Origin of the sequence: Paenibacillus sp. FSL H8-0548, from assembly GCF_038630985.1 — a bacterium.
Lineage (GTDB): Bacteria > Bacillota > Bacilli > Paenibacillales > Paenibacillaceae > Pristimantibacillus.
This window is the reverse complement of record NZ_CP152049.1, coordinates 1,014,782-1,030,960: the sequence shown is the minus strand read 5'-3', so window position 1 is coordinate 1,030,960 and position 16,179 is coordinate 1,014,782. Positions and strand designations below refer to the sequence as shown.

Sequence of the window (16,179 nt, the reverse complement as noted above, 5' to 3'; positions counted from 1 at the left end):
TTTAGATATGTATGTTCATATTCTTAATAGTACACAATAGAATTGTATATTTGTAGACGTTCACCTGATTTATTCTTTTAGCCCAAAGTAAACCTGTTAAAGTAAATATTGAATTTGCACTAAAACTCAATTGCAGTTATATTAAACCCTTGGTCCGTCTATCTGAACAGCCAAGTTATCGTTGCAACTAAACCTATTATCAAATTACACAGGAGAGTCAGTCATCATGAACAGCAAAATTCCAACTAAAGATATTTTCGTTATTGCACTCCTTCTATTCGCCCTATTCTTCGGCGCAGGCAACTTGGTTTTCCCTGCAATGATGGGACAAGCAGCAGGAACCTCGATTTGGTCAGCCAACTTTGGATTTCTGATTACCGGCGTCTGTCTGCCCTTGCTCGGCGTTATCGCCTTGGGCTTCTCCGGCAAGTCGGATCTGCTATCTCTTGCTAGCCGGGTTCATCCGCTCTTCGGCATCCTATTCACGACTATTCTATATTTGACGATCGGACCGTTGTTCGCAATCCCGCGGACAGGAAGCGTCTCCTATGAGATCGCGATCAAGCCCTTTATATCGGATGGAGCTGGACATGCACCTTTATTGATATTTACTGTGCTGTACTTCAGCCTAACCTGTATCTTCTCTTTGAATCCTGCAAAAATTATCGATATCGTTGGAAAGGTTCTGACCCCGATGCTCATTCTGTTCATTGGAATATTGGCTATTACAGCGATCGTGAACCCCATTGGCGACTTCCAGACGCCTGTCGACAGTTATGCAGTCCATTCCTTCTTTAATGGATTCCAAGAGGGGTATCTGACAATGGATGCCCTAGCAGCGTTTGTATTCGGTATTATCATTATTAACGCAATCAAAGAAAGAGGCGCGCAGTCCAAAAAGCATCTGCTGATCGTATGCTTGAAAACAACTGCAATCTCTGCGTCTATTCTTGCAGTAATTTATTCCGTTATCGCTTATATTGGGGCAACAAGCGTTGAGAAATTCGGCTATCTTGAAAACGGCGGAGAGGTTCTTACACGGGTCTCGAACTACTATTTCGGAACATTCGGCGGTATCATTCTTGGAGCTATCGTATTATTAGCCTGCTTGACTACAAGTATCGGGCTAATAACTTCTTGCAGCACCTATCTGAATAAGCTTATTCCGTCCATTTCCTATAAATTGTTCGCCATTATTTTATCCGTAGTGAGCGCAGCCTTTGCCAATGTCGGACTAACTCAGCTGATTGAGATATCCGTGCCCGTACTAACTATCATCTATCCATTAGCGATCATGCTCATGCTCTTAACCTTTCTTCACCCTCTGTTCAAAGGAAAGAAACAGGTCTATCACGTAAGCCTTATCCTAACCTTCATGATAAGCTTAGTCGATGGACTCGCGGATACTGGCCTAAAGCTTCCATTCCTGCATACGTTGTTCAATGACTATCTACCAATGAATAAAATCGGATTAGGCTGGCTCCTACCGGCATTTGTTGGTGCTATTCTCGGATGGGCCATGCCATCGTCCCGCCAGAAGATATAACAAAACTTTAAGACCTAAATAGATCATTCTTACGATCTTCTCACTTCGCTTACACTTCATTTTTCAAAATCAACTTATATAGAAAACCGAGCGTATAGGATGAAAATTTAACTCTCGTCCTATACGCTCGGTTTTTATCTATTTCTATTATCTAAGTTATAGTCTCAGCTACAACCTATTAGCGGAAGTTGTTTTTTCTTTTTCTTTCATCAGGTAGGCTGTTTAAGCTTTTCTTCTCTCTGCCAGATCCGTAGAGAGTTGAATCGTCCGCTGTTTATTTAACGGATATAAGAAAATAATAATTAGGACGATGACTATTAGGATAGCTGCAGGCATTAAAGTAGCCAGTCTATGAATGCCATCCAGCGTACTTTGCGTTTGCACTTCCAGTTTAGGATTATATCCTACTGACGCAATTGCGAAGCCTCCAAGTCCACCAGCAATGGCTTGACCCACCTTACGGGCAAATGTGAAATAAATGCGGTTAGTGTTAAATCAGGCAGAAGGTACAGTATGCCATATACAACCGCTGAAAGCAGCAGTCCAGCTGATGCTACTTCTTTTTTACCAAATTTCGCCACAAGAGGTTTTACCATCGGTATGGCAACAAATACAGCTATGGTTTGAATCAACCCTACCATACTTAATGCTGTAGTACTTCCAAAATAATTTTTGAATAAATATACGTTAACCGCGCCGATAAGCATAAAGCACACCATGAAAGCCAGAGATGCGACAAGAATCCAAATCAGAGGTTTGTTTTGTCTACGAATATAAGCAAAGGCCCTGCTACATTTATAATCAGTCCAGCAAGCGTTGCTCCCATTGTTCTGAATGTGGATAATGTTGTTCGTTCTACATTAATATTTACAATCCGGACGTCATTGTGCTTGAAAGTGAATTATTGCGCATTTATCCAGATTCCTTCAACTCGCTGTGCTCGTCTGGCATACGATTGATTCTGCCCGTTCGTTCGTGAGATACATAAGTGTAATCCACCAATCGATGATCTGTGAGAATTGCTGCTTTCATATCCAATTGCATTTGAATCCCCAACGGATTCAAATTTCCAATGAATATATTCTGCTTATGAGTCCTATGCAACGATTCAGTCAATCAGTTCTTCATGTTATTTTTCCATTATTCAGTTATGTCAACTATAGGGATTCCAGACTTATCTTGAAATGAAAACGAAGCAAGCTGACACCGGTAGATACCGACGCCTGCTTGCTTCCAAATGCATTCTTCCATTTAATAATTAAATAGGTCAAGCATCAATTTAGCCGCTTGCTCACGAGTTGCCAAAACCTTTGGTGCCAGTGATGTAGCACTAACCCCGTTCATAATTTCTTCTTTAACGACTAGTGCGACCCACTCGGAGGCCCAAGCCGATACTAGATTATGATCCGTAAATTTTGACAATAATACAATATCTGCTGCCGTCGCAGGAGTTATCGATTTAGAGAATGTTAACGCCCGGCCAATCATTGTAGCCATTTGTTCACGAGTGATTTTGGCATTCGGAGCAAAATGAGTCTCATCCACGCCTGTTACCAATCCTGATTCATAAGCGGCGGAAACAGCATCAGCATACCACGCGCTTGCGGCAACATCAGAAAACTTGGCTTTACCTGATCCGGTTAGTCCAAGAGTATTGACCAGCATAGTCGCGAATTCTGCACGCGTTACATTTGCAGAAGGATCAAATGAGCTTTCACTTTTGCCTGACAGGATACCTTTGGCATAAGCGACTTCAATGACGCGCTGAGACCATCTGCCCGTAATATCTGCAAATGATTTATTGACTTGTACAACCGTATACGTACTAAAATGCTTCGGTAAATAGTCCATAGCATTAGTAGCAGCATTGTATTTGGCACTAATGATTTCCCATTTGGCAGTAGTTTCGTTGTAGTAATAAACAGCAAGCTTATCCAAATCCAGTTTACTCTTGTCTATGCCATCCAAAAGGAAACTAACCTTTACATCTCCTAAGAATTGATCGCTTAAAGAGGTCTCATTTCCATTAGCGTCAATGGCAACAAGATGGAAATCTTTAACCGGTAGGTTTACGGAAGAAATATATCCAGGCTGCTTGTTTATTATCTCCTCCAATTGGTTAGGAGTGTGAAACCGTAGAGCAAGAGATACAGTATTCTCATCTAATGTAGGAATCGCTCCTGAAGCTAAAGCAATTGTGATGGTATCGTTCTGAACAACCAGTGAGATTCCGCTCGCTTTAAGCTTGTCCACTTGCTCTTTCGAAAGCGATAAGTCTACATTTCCAGCAGCATCCAGGTTAATGGATAACGTCAGATAAAGATCAAGCTCTTCTGTTGCCAGCTTTTGTTGATTCAATACACCCGCTAAACGTTTTTTCCCATCGAGCAGTCGTTCGATAATTCCAGCAATCGCATCGCCTTCTACGGATACGATAAAACTAGACGAAGAATCCGTTATAATCAACGAATCTGTACCGACGGTCCCTACTCGCGACAAGATCAAGGTAGCCAACGAAACTGTAGATTGTTTAATCTCCGTATTGTCCAGATTAATCTGCTCAGCTACTCGGGTAGCTTCTCCATAATATAGGAATACAGATTCCAACATTGAAATCACCGAGCTTGTATCGCTCACGCTGACGACCTTATCTCCTATTTGCTTCATAACCGAAGTTAACAGATTAAATGCTTCAACGCGTTGAGCGCTGTCTTCAATACTGCTCAACAACTGGAGATTGGACTGCAGTGTTGGCAACAGTTCCGCAATCAAATCACGAATTTGTTGTGCGGTTGAATTTGAACCTAGAGTTCCAAGCTGCTCAACTAACAAATTTGTAGAATTCTTAACGTTTTCGTAAATTGAACCTTCTGGAGTAACAATTGCGCCGCCTGTGTCACCACCAATACCACCATCGATATCACTGGATTTAACTTCAAAGGTAGCCATATCAACTGGATTCGCTCCACTTCCTACGACAACCGTATACAAGCCAACTAAACCGAATTTCGTAGAGAAACTGATAGAGCCGTCGTTATCTGCGGCAGGTATGGCATCCACATAAACAACACCCCCATTGAATATGACTTTCATCGTGATGTCCTGCTTAGCAGGAACCGTTCCCGTAATGAGAACCATTTCATTAGGAGCATATATGGATTTACTTACATCGATATCGACATCCGAGATTGCCCATGCAAATGCTGAGAACGGTAATAGCATCAAGGCCATCACAATAGTAGCCAAAATTGACCTAAATAGTTGTTTTTTCAAGTATGGACATCCTTTCTTATGCGTATTGAGGAGCGCTTCGCCATAATGCTGCGAAGCGCTGCTCGTGTTATTTCAGTTCAATAATTTGTGCTAGAAGCTCCGGTGTAGAGTTAAGGTCGCTGGTTAAATTATCCAAGATGAAGACCTTCACCGAGTATTCATTCAAATCCCCTGCAAGTCCGCTAAACTCGTAGGCTAATTTCTGCAGCCCGATAATATCAAGAGTAGTCGTACTAATTTGCACAGCGGTATCGCCCTTCATTAACTGGAATACGACCGTTTCTGTACCTGCGTGTTCTTTAATCGCCTGAAGCGTAATTTCTGAAGTTATCATCTTACTAGCAGTAATGCGGTTTAATGCATACGACTCCACACTCACCTGACGACCGTCAAAGCTGCCCGTCAATGACTTCGTTTCATTAATCGCATCGGAAGTGCCATACACGTTTTTCACGCCGATAACGGTAATGGAATCCCCAGTCGCCAATGTTGACCCTTCCGCGTCCGTAACGGTAATTATCAGTTGATTGCCATTTACCCATAAGCCGCTATAATCAGTCCCGAGCACCTTCGAACCAAACCCTACGATTTCATCGACCTGTGATTTGGACAATTCCCCCGTTTGATTGACCGTCATATCGAACGTAATGGTAATCTTTGAACCTAAACCAATTACCTCAGATAGTTTATCATCGCTGGATGCGACAATGGAGACGATCGCTGGAGCGACCCCTTCACCGAAGCTACCGCCGATTTGCAATCCAGATACAGCGTTCATCTGTGCCATACCCGTCAAATCGTAGATTCCGTTTCCTGCGAGGATAGAAAGGGTATCCTTTGCAGTTATGGTTGTACCATTACCCAAAGTAATCGTCAGGAACGTATTATCGACGCTCCATTCAAATGTTGGATTTTCACCAAAATCATGTCCATTGCTAATCTCAATTTGAGATAGATCGAACACGTCTGTATCGACAGCCACCGATGAATTGAAGGTGATAATCATACGGTCACCTGCTCCTGCACCTGCATGACCATCCGTATTGATTGCCACAATGTTGATTATTTCCGGCAACAATACTGATCCGAAGCTGCCGTTAATCACCTGTTGAACATCGTTTACATCAATATACGCGATATGATTAGCATCCATTAATTCAAGCGCGGAGAGGTCGATGAGATCACCCGCTTCTACCGTAGCTCCGTTTTTCACCGTGATGGTAAGAACATTATCCGACGTCCATGCTAAAGTCGCCCCGTCGCCAAAGGTATGACCATTGGAAACGATAATATCATCAATATCTACCGCTTTAGAACGGTCCATTGCTGTCGTAAATATGAGCTCAATCGTTCCGTATATTCCCTCTGATGCGCTGCGGTCATTGCTAGTAGCTACTGCGGAGTACCTCGGCATTAGCCCCGGCGCAAAGCTTCCTGTGATGACCAGCTCATTAGCCTGAACTGGAACACTATTCGTAATATCCCTGATTCCTAAGCCAGACAAATCCAGAATATCTCCAACCCGTACATTAGCATAGACAGATGCGGTGACGGATGAGTACGTAGAGATAGTCACCGATAGCACTTGATTGTTTTGTGACCAATCCAATGCACTGTATGACAAATCAAGAGTTTCATCTTCGCTGTTCGTTACACGAATGATGCCTGCTTCAGCTGCAATACCATTCGTCGGAGTATCGAAAGTAATAATGAGTTGATCTCCATAACTCTCGGTAGTTCCGCTCTTATCGGAACCAACGACTGAAATGATGTTCGGTACAATTAAATCACCGAACGTACCATTAATCGTCAAGCCGCCCATAGCTGTTAATTCAGCAAATTCCCATGAATCATAAATTCCATTTCCTGCTTTTATCGTAATGGTGTCATTAGTAGTTATAGACGCGCCTGATCCTAATGTGATACGTAACGTTTGGCCGTTATCGAGCCAAGTCGCAGTCGCTCCTGATCCTAACGACTTCCCGTTCGAAACCTCAATGATGGTCGAAAGGTCCGTAATGATCGGACGATTCGTAGCCATATCGAAGATAAGCGTCAACGTGTCGCCAGTATTCGTTCCAGGCTGTCCTGCATTATTAGCCGCAATCAAAGCAATGACAGTAGGTGCATCCGTGTAACCGAAGCTGCCATTGATAACAAAATCCGATGTCGGCGCTAAAGCTTGTGCTCCAGTCACTTCTGTTATGCCGCTTGACGCACCGATCGATATCTTGTCAGCCGTTGTAATCGAAGCTCCTGCTCCTAATGTAACGGTCAAGCGCAAACCATCATTACTCCATGCAAACGTAGCATTTTCTCCAAACGTATGTGAGTTCGATATGTTGAACTTACTGAGATCAACGTTTGCCGCATTCGTCCGCGTATCAAAGGTGAATATAATGCGGTCACCCGCTCCGACTCCTGGTGTGCCATTAGCGTTTGTAGCATACACACTCGTGAGTCCCGGTGCTACTGCAACTCCGAAGTTGCCGCCGATCGCTTTAGCAACTTCAGCGAGCTCCTCTTGTCCCGTAGCATCGTAGATACCGTTACCGGCTTCAAAGGTTAGCTCATCTCCTATTTGGATCGTAGGATTTGCACCAAGCACAATCGTCAAGCTCTCATTGGACCAATTAAACGATGCACCTGTTCCAAACGTATGCCCGTTGTTAACGGTAATTTTGCTGCTGTCAAAATCAGAAGAATCAAATGCGGTATTAAACGTAATAACAATCGTATCGCCAGCTTCCACATACGCTGTTCCGCCGCCGTTGGTGGCTATGACCGAGCTGATAACAGGTGCAGCTGCCGTACCAAACGATCCGCTGATCGGAAGGTTCAACACGCCTGCAAACTCCGCCGCTGCCCATTCGTCAAAAATGCCATTGCTTGCTTGTATTGTAATCGTGTCAGATGTCGTAACGGTTGCGCCTGTGCCTAATGTGATTCGCAGCGTTTCACCATTATCGAGCCATACTGCAGTTGCGCCAACCCCTAAGGAATGTCCATTCGAAACCCCAATTAAGCTGGAAGGATTTGCAATGGCTGGTTGATTAGTCGCCTTGTCGAAAATAAATGTCAACGTGTCGCCAGCATTCGTTCCTGGAATGCCGGCGTTGTTAGCCGCAATTGCCGTAATCACTGACGGTGCTTCTGCTTCTCCGAAGCTGCCGTTAATCGCAATCGGTCCTGTTGCCGCTAAAGCTTCAACACCTGTCACTTCAGATATGCCGCTTGACGCACCGATCGAAATCGTGTCGTTCTTTGTGACATTAGCCCCTGCGCCTAACGTGACCGTTAACTGTTGGCCATCCGCGCTCCAAGTGAATGTTGGACTTGTGCCAAGCGTGTGGCCATTATTGATTGTAAACTGACCAGAACCAACAGCTGCTTTGTTCGTTGGCGTATCAAAAACGAATAAGATTCGGTCACCCTCGCCAGCTCCTGGTGTGCCATTGGAGTTGGATGCATACACATTCGTGAGCTTTGGTGCTACTGCAACTCCGAAGTTACCGCCGATAGCTTGAGTAATCTCAGCGAGCTCCTCATGTCCCGTAGCATCGTAGATACCGTTACCGGCTTCAAAGGTTAGCTCATCTCCTATTTGGATCGTAGGATTTGCACCAAGCACAATCGTCAAGCTCTCATTGGACCAAGTAAACGATGCACCTGTTCCAAACGTATGCCCGTTGTTAACGGTAATTTTGCTGCTGTCAAAATCAGAAGAATCAAATGCAGTATCAAACGTAATGACAATCGTATCGCCAGCTTCTACAAACGCTGTTCCGCCGCCGTTAGTGGCTACGACCGAGCTGATGACAGGTGCAGTTGCCGTACCAAACGATCCGCTGATTGGAAGGTTCAACACACCTGCAAATTCCGCTGCTTCCCATTCGTCAAAAATGCCATTGCTTGCTTGAATCGAAATGGTATCCGTTGTCGTAACGGTAGCGCCCGTGCCTAATGTGATTCGCAGCGTTTCACCATTATCGAACCATACTGCAGTTGCGCCAGCTCCTAAGGAATGTCCATTCGAAACCCCAATTAAGCTGGAAGGATTTGCAATGGCTGGTTGATTAGTCGCCTTGTCGAAAATAAACGTCAACGTGTCGCCAGCATTCGTTCCGGGAATGCCTGCGTTGTTAGCTGCAATTGCGGTAATCACTGACGGTGCTTCTGCTTCTCCGAAGCTGCCGTTGATAGCAATAGGTCCTGTTGCTGCTAAAGCTTCAACACCTGTCACTTCAGATATGCCGCTTGCTGCACCGATCGAAATCGTATCGTTCTTGGTGACATTAGCCCCTGCGCCTAACGTGACCGTTAACTGTTGGCCATCCGCGCTCCAAGTGAATGTTGGACTTGTGCCAAGCGTGTGGCCATTATTGATTGTAAACTGACCAGAACCAACAGCTGCTTTGTTCGTTGGCGTATCAAAAACGAATAAGATTCGGTCACCCTCGCCAGCTCCTGGTGTGCCATTGGAGTTGGATGCATACACATTCGTGAGCTTTGGTGCTACTGCAACTCCGAAGTTACCGCCGATAGCTTGAGTAATCTCAGCGAGCTCCTCATGTCCCGTAGCATCGTAGATACCGTTACCGGCTTCAAAGGTTAGCTCATCTCCTATTTGGATCGTAGGATTTGCACCAAGCACAATCGTCAAGCTCTCAGTGGACCAAGTAAATGTTGCGCCTGTTCCAAACGTACGCCCGCCGCTTACGGTAATTTTGCTGCTGTCAAAACCAGTTTTATCGAATGCAGTATTAAACGTAATGACAATCGTATCGCCAGCTTCTACAAACGCTGTTCCGCCGCCATTGGTGGCTACGACCGAGCTGATGACAGGTGCAGTTGACGCACCAAACGTACCGCTAATTACGCCATTGCCTACCATTGCTACCGATTCACCTGTTACGTCTTTGATACCAGCGCCAGCGGCAATACTTAGTGTATCGCCAACCGCGATCGTCGCAGCATTACCAAGCGTAATTACCAATGTGTCTGCTGCGCTCCATTCTACAGAAGCACCTGTTCCCCATGTGTGACTGCTCGAAAGTGTTAAATAAGTAAGATCTACATCTGCCTGATTTGTTAATGTAGAGAACTTAATCGTTACCTTATCTCCAGCATCCACGCCGCCTAAGCCTGAATCGTTAGTTGCTTCTATAGCAACGATATTCGGTACGGTGCCTACTCCAAATGTGCCGCCAATCACTGCACTATCCGTACTCACCACGCTTTCTTCCCCAATATCCTTAATTCCTGCCGAAGCATTTAGGGTAATTGAAGCATCTTTCCTAACTGTTGCATCTGAGCCTAGCGTAACCACAAGCGTCTGGTTATCGGTCCATGCCGCGGTCGCTCCTGTACCCCAGATACCTTTATTTAATCCGAGCGCCGTTGCAATATCTCCCGGAGCAATCGTCGGTTGATTCGTAGGGGTATCAAATACGATAGTTACCGTATCCCCTAAGCCAGCACCAACTTCAGGTATACCGCCTTCTGCCGCCGTCACACTCACGATGCTCGGCAATTGGCTGCCAAATGTACCTTCAATCGCTGTGCTGTCTGTGCTCGCCAAGCTTTCTTCCCCAATATCCAAAATTCCTGCTAAAGAATTGAGGCTGATAGAAGCGCCCTTTTTCACAGTTGCGTCAGATCCAAGCGTAACTACGAGCGTCTGGCTATCGCTCCATGCTGCAGATAGACCATTCGCTCCTGTACCCCAGCTGCCCGCATTCAATCCAAGGAAGGTTGCAATATTCGCTGCCGCAATCACTGGCTGATTCGTCGGTACATCGAACTCGATGGTCAACGTATCTCCGGCTCCTGCCCCCACTTCTATTGCTCCGCCTTCTGCGGCCGTTACACTCACAATACTCGGCACTTGACTGAAGAATGTTCCATCGATTACTGCATTTACTGTACTCGCTGCACTTTCTTCCCCTATGTCCTTAATACCAGCCGACACATCAAGAGTAATCGTCGCACCTTTCTTCACTGTCGCGTCAGAACCCAGTGTAACTACGAGCGTCTGGCTGTTGCTCCACGTTGCCGACAGACCGTTTGCTTCCGTACCCCAGCTGCCTTCATTTAATACTAGTGCCGTTGCAATACTCGCTGCCGCAATCGCTGGACGATTCGTTTGTTCGTCGAACACGATGGTCACTGTATCTCCGGCCCCCGCGCCTACTTCTTCCGCTCCGTCCTCTGCAGCTGTTACACTCACAATGTTTGGTACTTTGCTGAAGAACGTTCCATCGATTAGAGCACTGGCTGTGCTCGCAGCACTTTCTGCCCCAATATCCTTAATTCCAGCCGTAGCATTAAGAGTGATCGTCGCACCTTTCTTCACTGTTGCGTCAGATCCTAGCGTAACCACAAGCGTCTGGTTGCTGCTCCATGCTGCCGAGAGACCGTTTGCTTCCGTACCCCAGCTGCCTGCACTCAATCCTAATGCAGTCGCAATATTCGCTGCTGCAATCGCTGGTTGGTTTGTCGGTACATTGAACGCGATGGTAACCGTATCGCCTGCTCCTGCACCTACTTCTTCCGCGCCGTCCTCTGCAGCTGTTACACTTGTAATAGCTGGGATTGCACCGACACCAAATGACCCGTCAATGACAGCATCAGCTGTGCTTGCTGTACTTTCTGCCCCAATATCCTTAATGCCAGCCGACGCATTTAGAGTAATCGTCGCACCCTTCTTAACCGTTGCGCCAGATCCTAGCGTAACCACGAGCGTCTGGCTATCACTCCAAGCTGCCGATAAGCCTGTACCCCAACTGCCTTCACTTAATCCTAAGGCGGTCGCTACATCCCCTGCGGCAATGACTGGCTGATTCGTCGGTACATCGAACACGATAGTCACCGTATCCCCAGCGCCTGCACCAGCCTCAGATGCACCAGCCTCCGCAGCCATTACACTCACGATGCTCGGCACTTGACTGAAGAACGTTCCATCGATTACAGCACTTACTGTACTCGCTGCACTTTCTTCCCCTATGTCCTTAATACCAGCCAACGTATCAAGAGTGATCGTCGCACCTTTCTTCACTGTTGCGTCAGATCCTAGCGTAACTACGAGCGTCTGACTATTGCTCCATACTGCCGATAGACCATTCGCTCCTGTACCCCAGCTGCCCGCATTCAATCCAAGGAAGGTTGCAATATTCGCTGCCGCAATCACTGGCTGATTCGTCGGTACATCGAACTCGATGGTCAACGTATCTCCGGCTCCTGCCCCCACTTCTATTGCTCCGCCTTCTGCGGCCGTTACACTCACAATACTCGGCACTTGACTGAAGAATGTTCCATCGATTACTGCATTTACTGTACTCGCTGCACTTTCTTCCCCTATGTCCTTAATACCAGCCGACACATCAAGAGTAATCGTCGCACCTTTCTTCACTGTCGCGTCAGAACCCAGTGTAACTACGAGCGTCTGGCTGTTGCTCCACGTTGCCGACAGACCGTTTGCTTCCGTACCCCAGCTGCCTTCATTTAATACTAGTGCCGTTGCAATACTCGCTGCCGCAATCGCTGGACGATTCGTTTGTTCGTCGAACACGATGGTCACTGTATCTCCGGCCCCCGCGCCTACTTCTTCCGCTCCGTCCTCTGCAGCTGTTACACTCACAATGTTTGGTACTTTGCTGAAGAACGTTCCATCGATTAGAGCACTGGCTGTGCTCGCAGCACTTTCTGCCCCAATATCCTTAATTCCAGCCGTAGCATTAAGAGTGATCGTCGCACCTTTCTTCACTGTTGCGTCAGATCCTAGCGTAACCACAAGCGTCTGGTTGCTGCTCCATGCTACCGAAAGACCGTTCGCTTCCGTACCCCAGCTGCCTGCACTCAATCCTAATGCGGTCGCAATATTCACTGCTGCAATCGCTGGTTGATTTGTCGGTACATCGAACGCGATGGTAACCGTATCGCCTGCTCCTGCACCTACTTCTTCCACGCCGTCCTCTGCAGCTATTACACTTACAATGATTGGTACCGAGCTACCAAACGTTCCATTGATTGCAGCACTGTCTGTACTCGCTGCACTTTCTTCCCCAATGTCCGTAATGCCGGCCGACGCACTAAGAGTGATCGTCGCACCTTTCTTCACTGTCGCGTCAGTGCCCAGCGTTACTACGAGCGTCTGGCTGCTGCTCCACGCTGCCGACAGACCATTTGGTCCAGTACCCCAGCTGCCTGCACTTAATCCTAACGCAGTTGCTATATCCGCTGCCGCAATCACTGGTTGATTCGTAGGTACATCGAACACGATCGTAACCGTATCGCCTGCTCCTGCACCAACTTCAGATGCGCCGCCCTCTGCAGCCGTTACACTCGTAATCGCTGGCACCTGACTACCAAACGTTCCACCGATTACAGCGCTAGCTGTGCTCGCCAGGCTCTCTTGCCCAATATCCCTAATACTAGCAGTCGCATCAAGCGTAAGTGTTTCACCCTTCTTCACCGTTGCGCCGGTTCCTAGCGTTACCACAAGCGTACTGCTGTCGCTCCACGCTGCACTTGCTCCTGTACCCCAGCTGCCAGCACTCAATCCCAGTGCCGTTGCAAGAGTCCCCGGAGCAATTGCTGGTTGATCAGTCGCGATGTCGAACACGATGGTGAGCGTATCGCCCGCGCCTGCTCCAATGTCACTAGCTCCGCCTTCTGCTGCCGTCACACTTGAAATGCGAGGTACCGCACTATAAAATGTTCCGCTGCTGATCGTGGAACTCGCTGTGCTCGCCAAGCTTTCTTCCCCGATATCCTTAACGTTAGCTGACGAGTCGAGAGTGATCGTCGCACCCTTCTTCACCGTTGCGTTAGACCCTAGCGTAACCACAAGCGTCCGGCTGTTGCTCCATGCCACCGATAGACCATTCTCTACCGTACCCCAGCTGCCTGCGCTCAATTCTAGCGTCGTTGCAAGATTCGCCGCGTCAAGCGTCGGCTGGTTCGTTTCTACGTCGAACACAATCGTTACCGTATCCCCTGCGCCTGCGCCGACTTCAAGATCGCCGCCTTCTTCCGCTGTTATACTTGAAATCGCTGGCACCTGACTGCCAAACGTGCCATTGATCGCTTCGCTGGCTACGCTACTCGCGCTTGTTCCAGCAGCGTTCTTGATTGCTGCGGACCCATCAATCGTGATGACTGCGTCATTTTTCAAGGTAGCACCTGAACCCAAAGTTACCACTAGCGTCTGACTGTTGCTCCATGCTGCAGACGCAACCGTCCCCCAACTGCCTTCATCCAATATTAGTGCTGAAGCAATATCCGCAGCAGCAATCGTCGGCATATTTGTAGCGATATCAAATACAATCGTTACCGTGTCTTCTTCACCTGCACCGACCTCGAAATCTCCAGCTTCTGCCGCAGCTATAGAGGTAATCTTCGGAATCTGTACATTAGCAAACGTAGTAACAATATTGCCCGGCGTATTATTGGCACGAGCGAAATCCGTATAAGTTACGATCATATTCGTTCCGTAAGAAAGCACTTGAAGCTCCTGTGGACTGTTCGTTGAGTTAGTTTCAGTTCTCACAGGCTTAAACGTTCCAACAAACATTGCCGTATTTACACCCGTTTCTTTCAAAGACAGAACAAAGCCCGTCTCGTCATCTGTAGACCTTACTGCCACATTTACAGATTCCGCTACATTAGAAAGCGTATCTAGATCAGTATCCTGCAATTCTACTTGAATCAACTCACCGTCAGGACTCGAAAGACGTGAATAATTCAAAATCCCCGTCATTCTATCCTTACGCTGAGCTGTGTAGGTTACTGTACCGCTTGTATTATCCGCCTTGTGATTATCCAAGTAAGTAGCAGTGATCATTTCTAGGTTCGTGCCCACACCTAGCTCCTTAGGTGTCGCACTAGCATCTGTGAATGCCTGAACGACGAATGTGCCAGTGAAAACACCCGTATCATTCGTTTCCGTAACGAATACATCGATACCTGCAGAATCAGTTATTGAAGATGCAACATTCACACTTAAGCTTTCATTGCTGGCTCCATTAGCAAATTCAAGATCCGTCACTGTGACCGTAACGGTCTCGCCAACGACTACAAAGGATTTATCCAATGCGACATTTGCAGTTGTATGATCCTTGCGCACAACGGTATCTGTAATCGAACTCGACAAACCAGCCGCATCGCGTAAATCCGTATAGTTAATCGTGACCGTACCATTATTCGCCACGCTAATTTTATGAGCGCCCGCATTGGTTGCCCCTGCTTCCATTTCAAATGACCCTCTGAAAACACCAGTATTAGCACCCGTTTCCGTCAAGGTCAATGATAATCCAGTAGAGTCTGCTTGAGAGCTAATTTTAACACTTACATTTTCTGCATTAGCTTCATCCAAATTCAGGTCAAGGTCAGTTAATTCAACCGTTATCGGTTCATTAGTTGCTGCCGTTCCAGGAGTTACTGTAAGAGCTGCAGCGGAGAAATTACGATATAATAACGTTTTGGTAACCGTACCGTTCAAGGTATTTTCCATATGTTCATCAGCGTACTCAATATAAAAACGCTCATTATGCGCAGGCGCAATATCGTCGCCCACCGTGAAGGTTCCCTCAAACACCCCTGTGTTGTTCCCAGTTTCAGTTAGGATAAGGTCGTTGCCGTTCACTCCAGCAGTTGTCGTCAAATTAACCGCGCGGGTTTGAACGGTCGTTGTGCTTGTATTCAGGTCAGCATCTGTTAATTCCACACGTACGACTTGTCCGTCATGAACTAACGAGTTGATAAGGCTATTTGAAACATTATCGTATAGCTTTACGGCACCGGTAGCATAGTCTCTGCGTGTAACGTTGATTACGATCGGCGACAAAGCGTCTGGATTGTCCCAATTGGGATCTAGGATTGATACGGCATTGTTGTTTTGAACTTTAATCTCATTAGCAGCAGGGCTTGTTGTATTCGTATCGACCAGCTTCAACGAGCCTTGAAAAATTCCTGTGTTCGCGCCGGTTTCCGTTAAAGTAATCATCAGAGGGCTGCGTAGAGCATCGTCAGGCGAAGATACGGCTACTGTCGTTGTTTGCACTGAGCCTGAATCCGTATTTAATACGGTGTCTCCATTATTTGTGTCTGTCACCGTAATATTTACTGATTCGCCTACAGCAACAAAAGATTTGTCCACAGACATCGTCCCTGTACTAGCTGCATAAGCGGTCATTGCCGGCATCATCGGCAGAACTGCGCCTGCAATCATAACTGCGCCTGTTACAGTACCAACCACATTGGATTTTTTCTCCTGCTTGGGACGTCTCTTCTTAATTTTTGATTCTTTCATTTTTTCTTGTTCGTCTTCATAACCAGTCATACTATTCCTCCTAGAATAA

4 protein-coding genes and 1 pseudogene are annotated in these 16,179 nt (G+C 46.8%); 1 reads left to right on the top strand and 4 read right to left on the bottom strand.

Annotated elements, in window-relative coordinates:
- Positions 1 to 226 precede the first annotated feature (226 nt).
- Positions 227 to 1,546: a branched-chain amino acid transport system II carrier protein gene (gene brnQ / locus MHI37_RS04325; RefSeq protein WP_076340017.1), complete on the top strand. Its 1,320-nt coding sequence runs from the start codon at positions 227 to 229 to the stop codon at positions 1,544 to 1,546.
- A gap of 222 nt (positions 1,547 to 1,768) precedes the next feature.
- Here brnQ and MHI37_RS04320 read toward each other — a convergent pair.
- From MHI37_RS04320 to MHI37_RS04305, 4 genes and pseudogenes are all read right to left on the bottom strand, one after another.
- A pseudogene (locus MHI37_RS04320) lies at positions 1,769 to 2,253 on the bottom strand (MFS transporter).
- A 205-nt stretch (positions 2,254 to 2,458) separates the two neighbouring features.
- Positions 2,459 to 2,590, bottom strand: coding sequence for a hypothetical protein (locus MHI37_RS04315; RefSeq protein ID WP_256710728.1), 132 nt, complete (start codon positions 2,588 to 2,590; stop codon positions 2,459 to 2,461).
- Between the two features lie 207 nt (positions 2,591 to 2,797).
- Positions 2,798 to 4,819 (bottom strand): S-layer homology domain-containing protein, encoded by a 2,022-nt coding sequence (locus MHI37_RS04310; RefSeq protein WP_076340020.1) that lies wholly within the window; start codon positions 4,817 to 4,819, stop codon positions 2,798 to 2,800.
- Positions 4,820 to 4,886: 67 nt separating this feature from the next.
- Positions 4,887 to 16,160: a hypothetical protein gene (locus tag MHI37_RS04305; RefSeq protein WP_342556534.1), complete on the bottom strand. Its 11,274-nt coding sequence runs from the start codon at positions 16,158 to 16,160 to the stop codon at positions 4,887 to 4,889.
- Between the last annotated feature and the right edge of the window lie 19 nt (positions 16,161 to 16,179).

What these genes read in the sequence shown, in the direction of transcription:
- brnQ (WP_076340017.1), top strand. Translation starts at nt 227, where the DNA reads ATGAACAGCAAAATTCCAACTAAAGATATTTTCGTTATTGCACTCCTT.
- MHI37_RS04315 (WP_256710728.1), bottom strand. Translation starts at nt 2,590, where the DNA reads ATGCAATTGGATATGAAAGCAGCAATTCTCACAGATCATCGATTGGTG.
- MHI37_RS04305 (WP_342556534.1), bottom strand. Translation starts at nt 16,160, where the DNA reads ATGACTGGTTATGAAGACGAACAAGAAAAAATGAAAGAATCAAAAATT.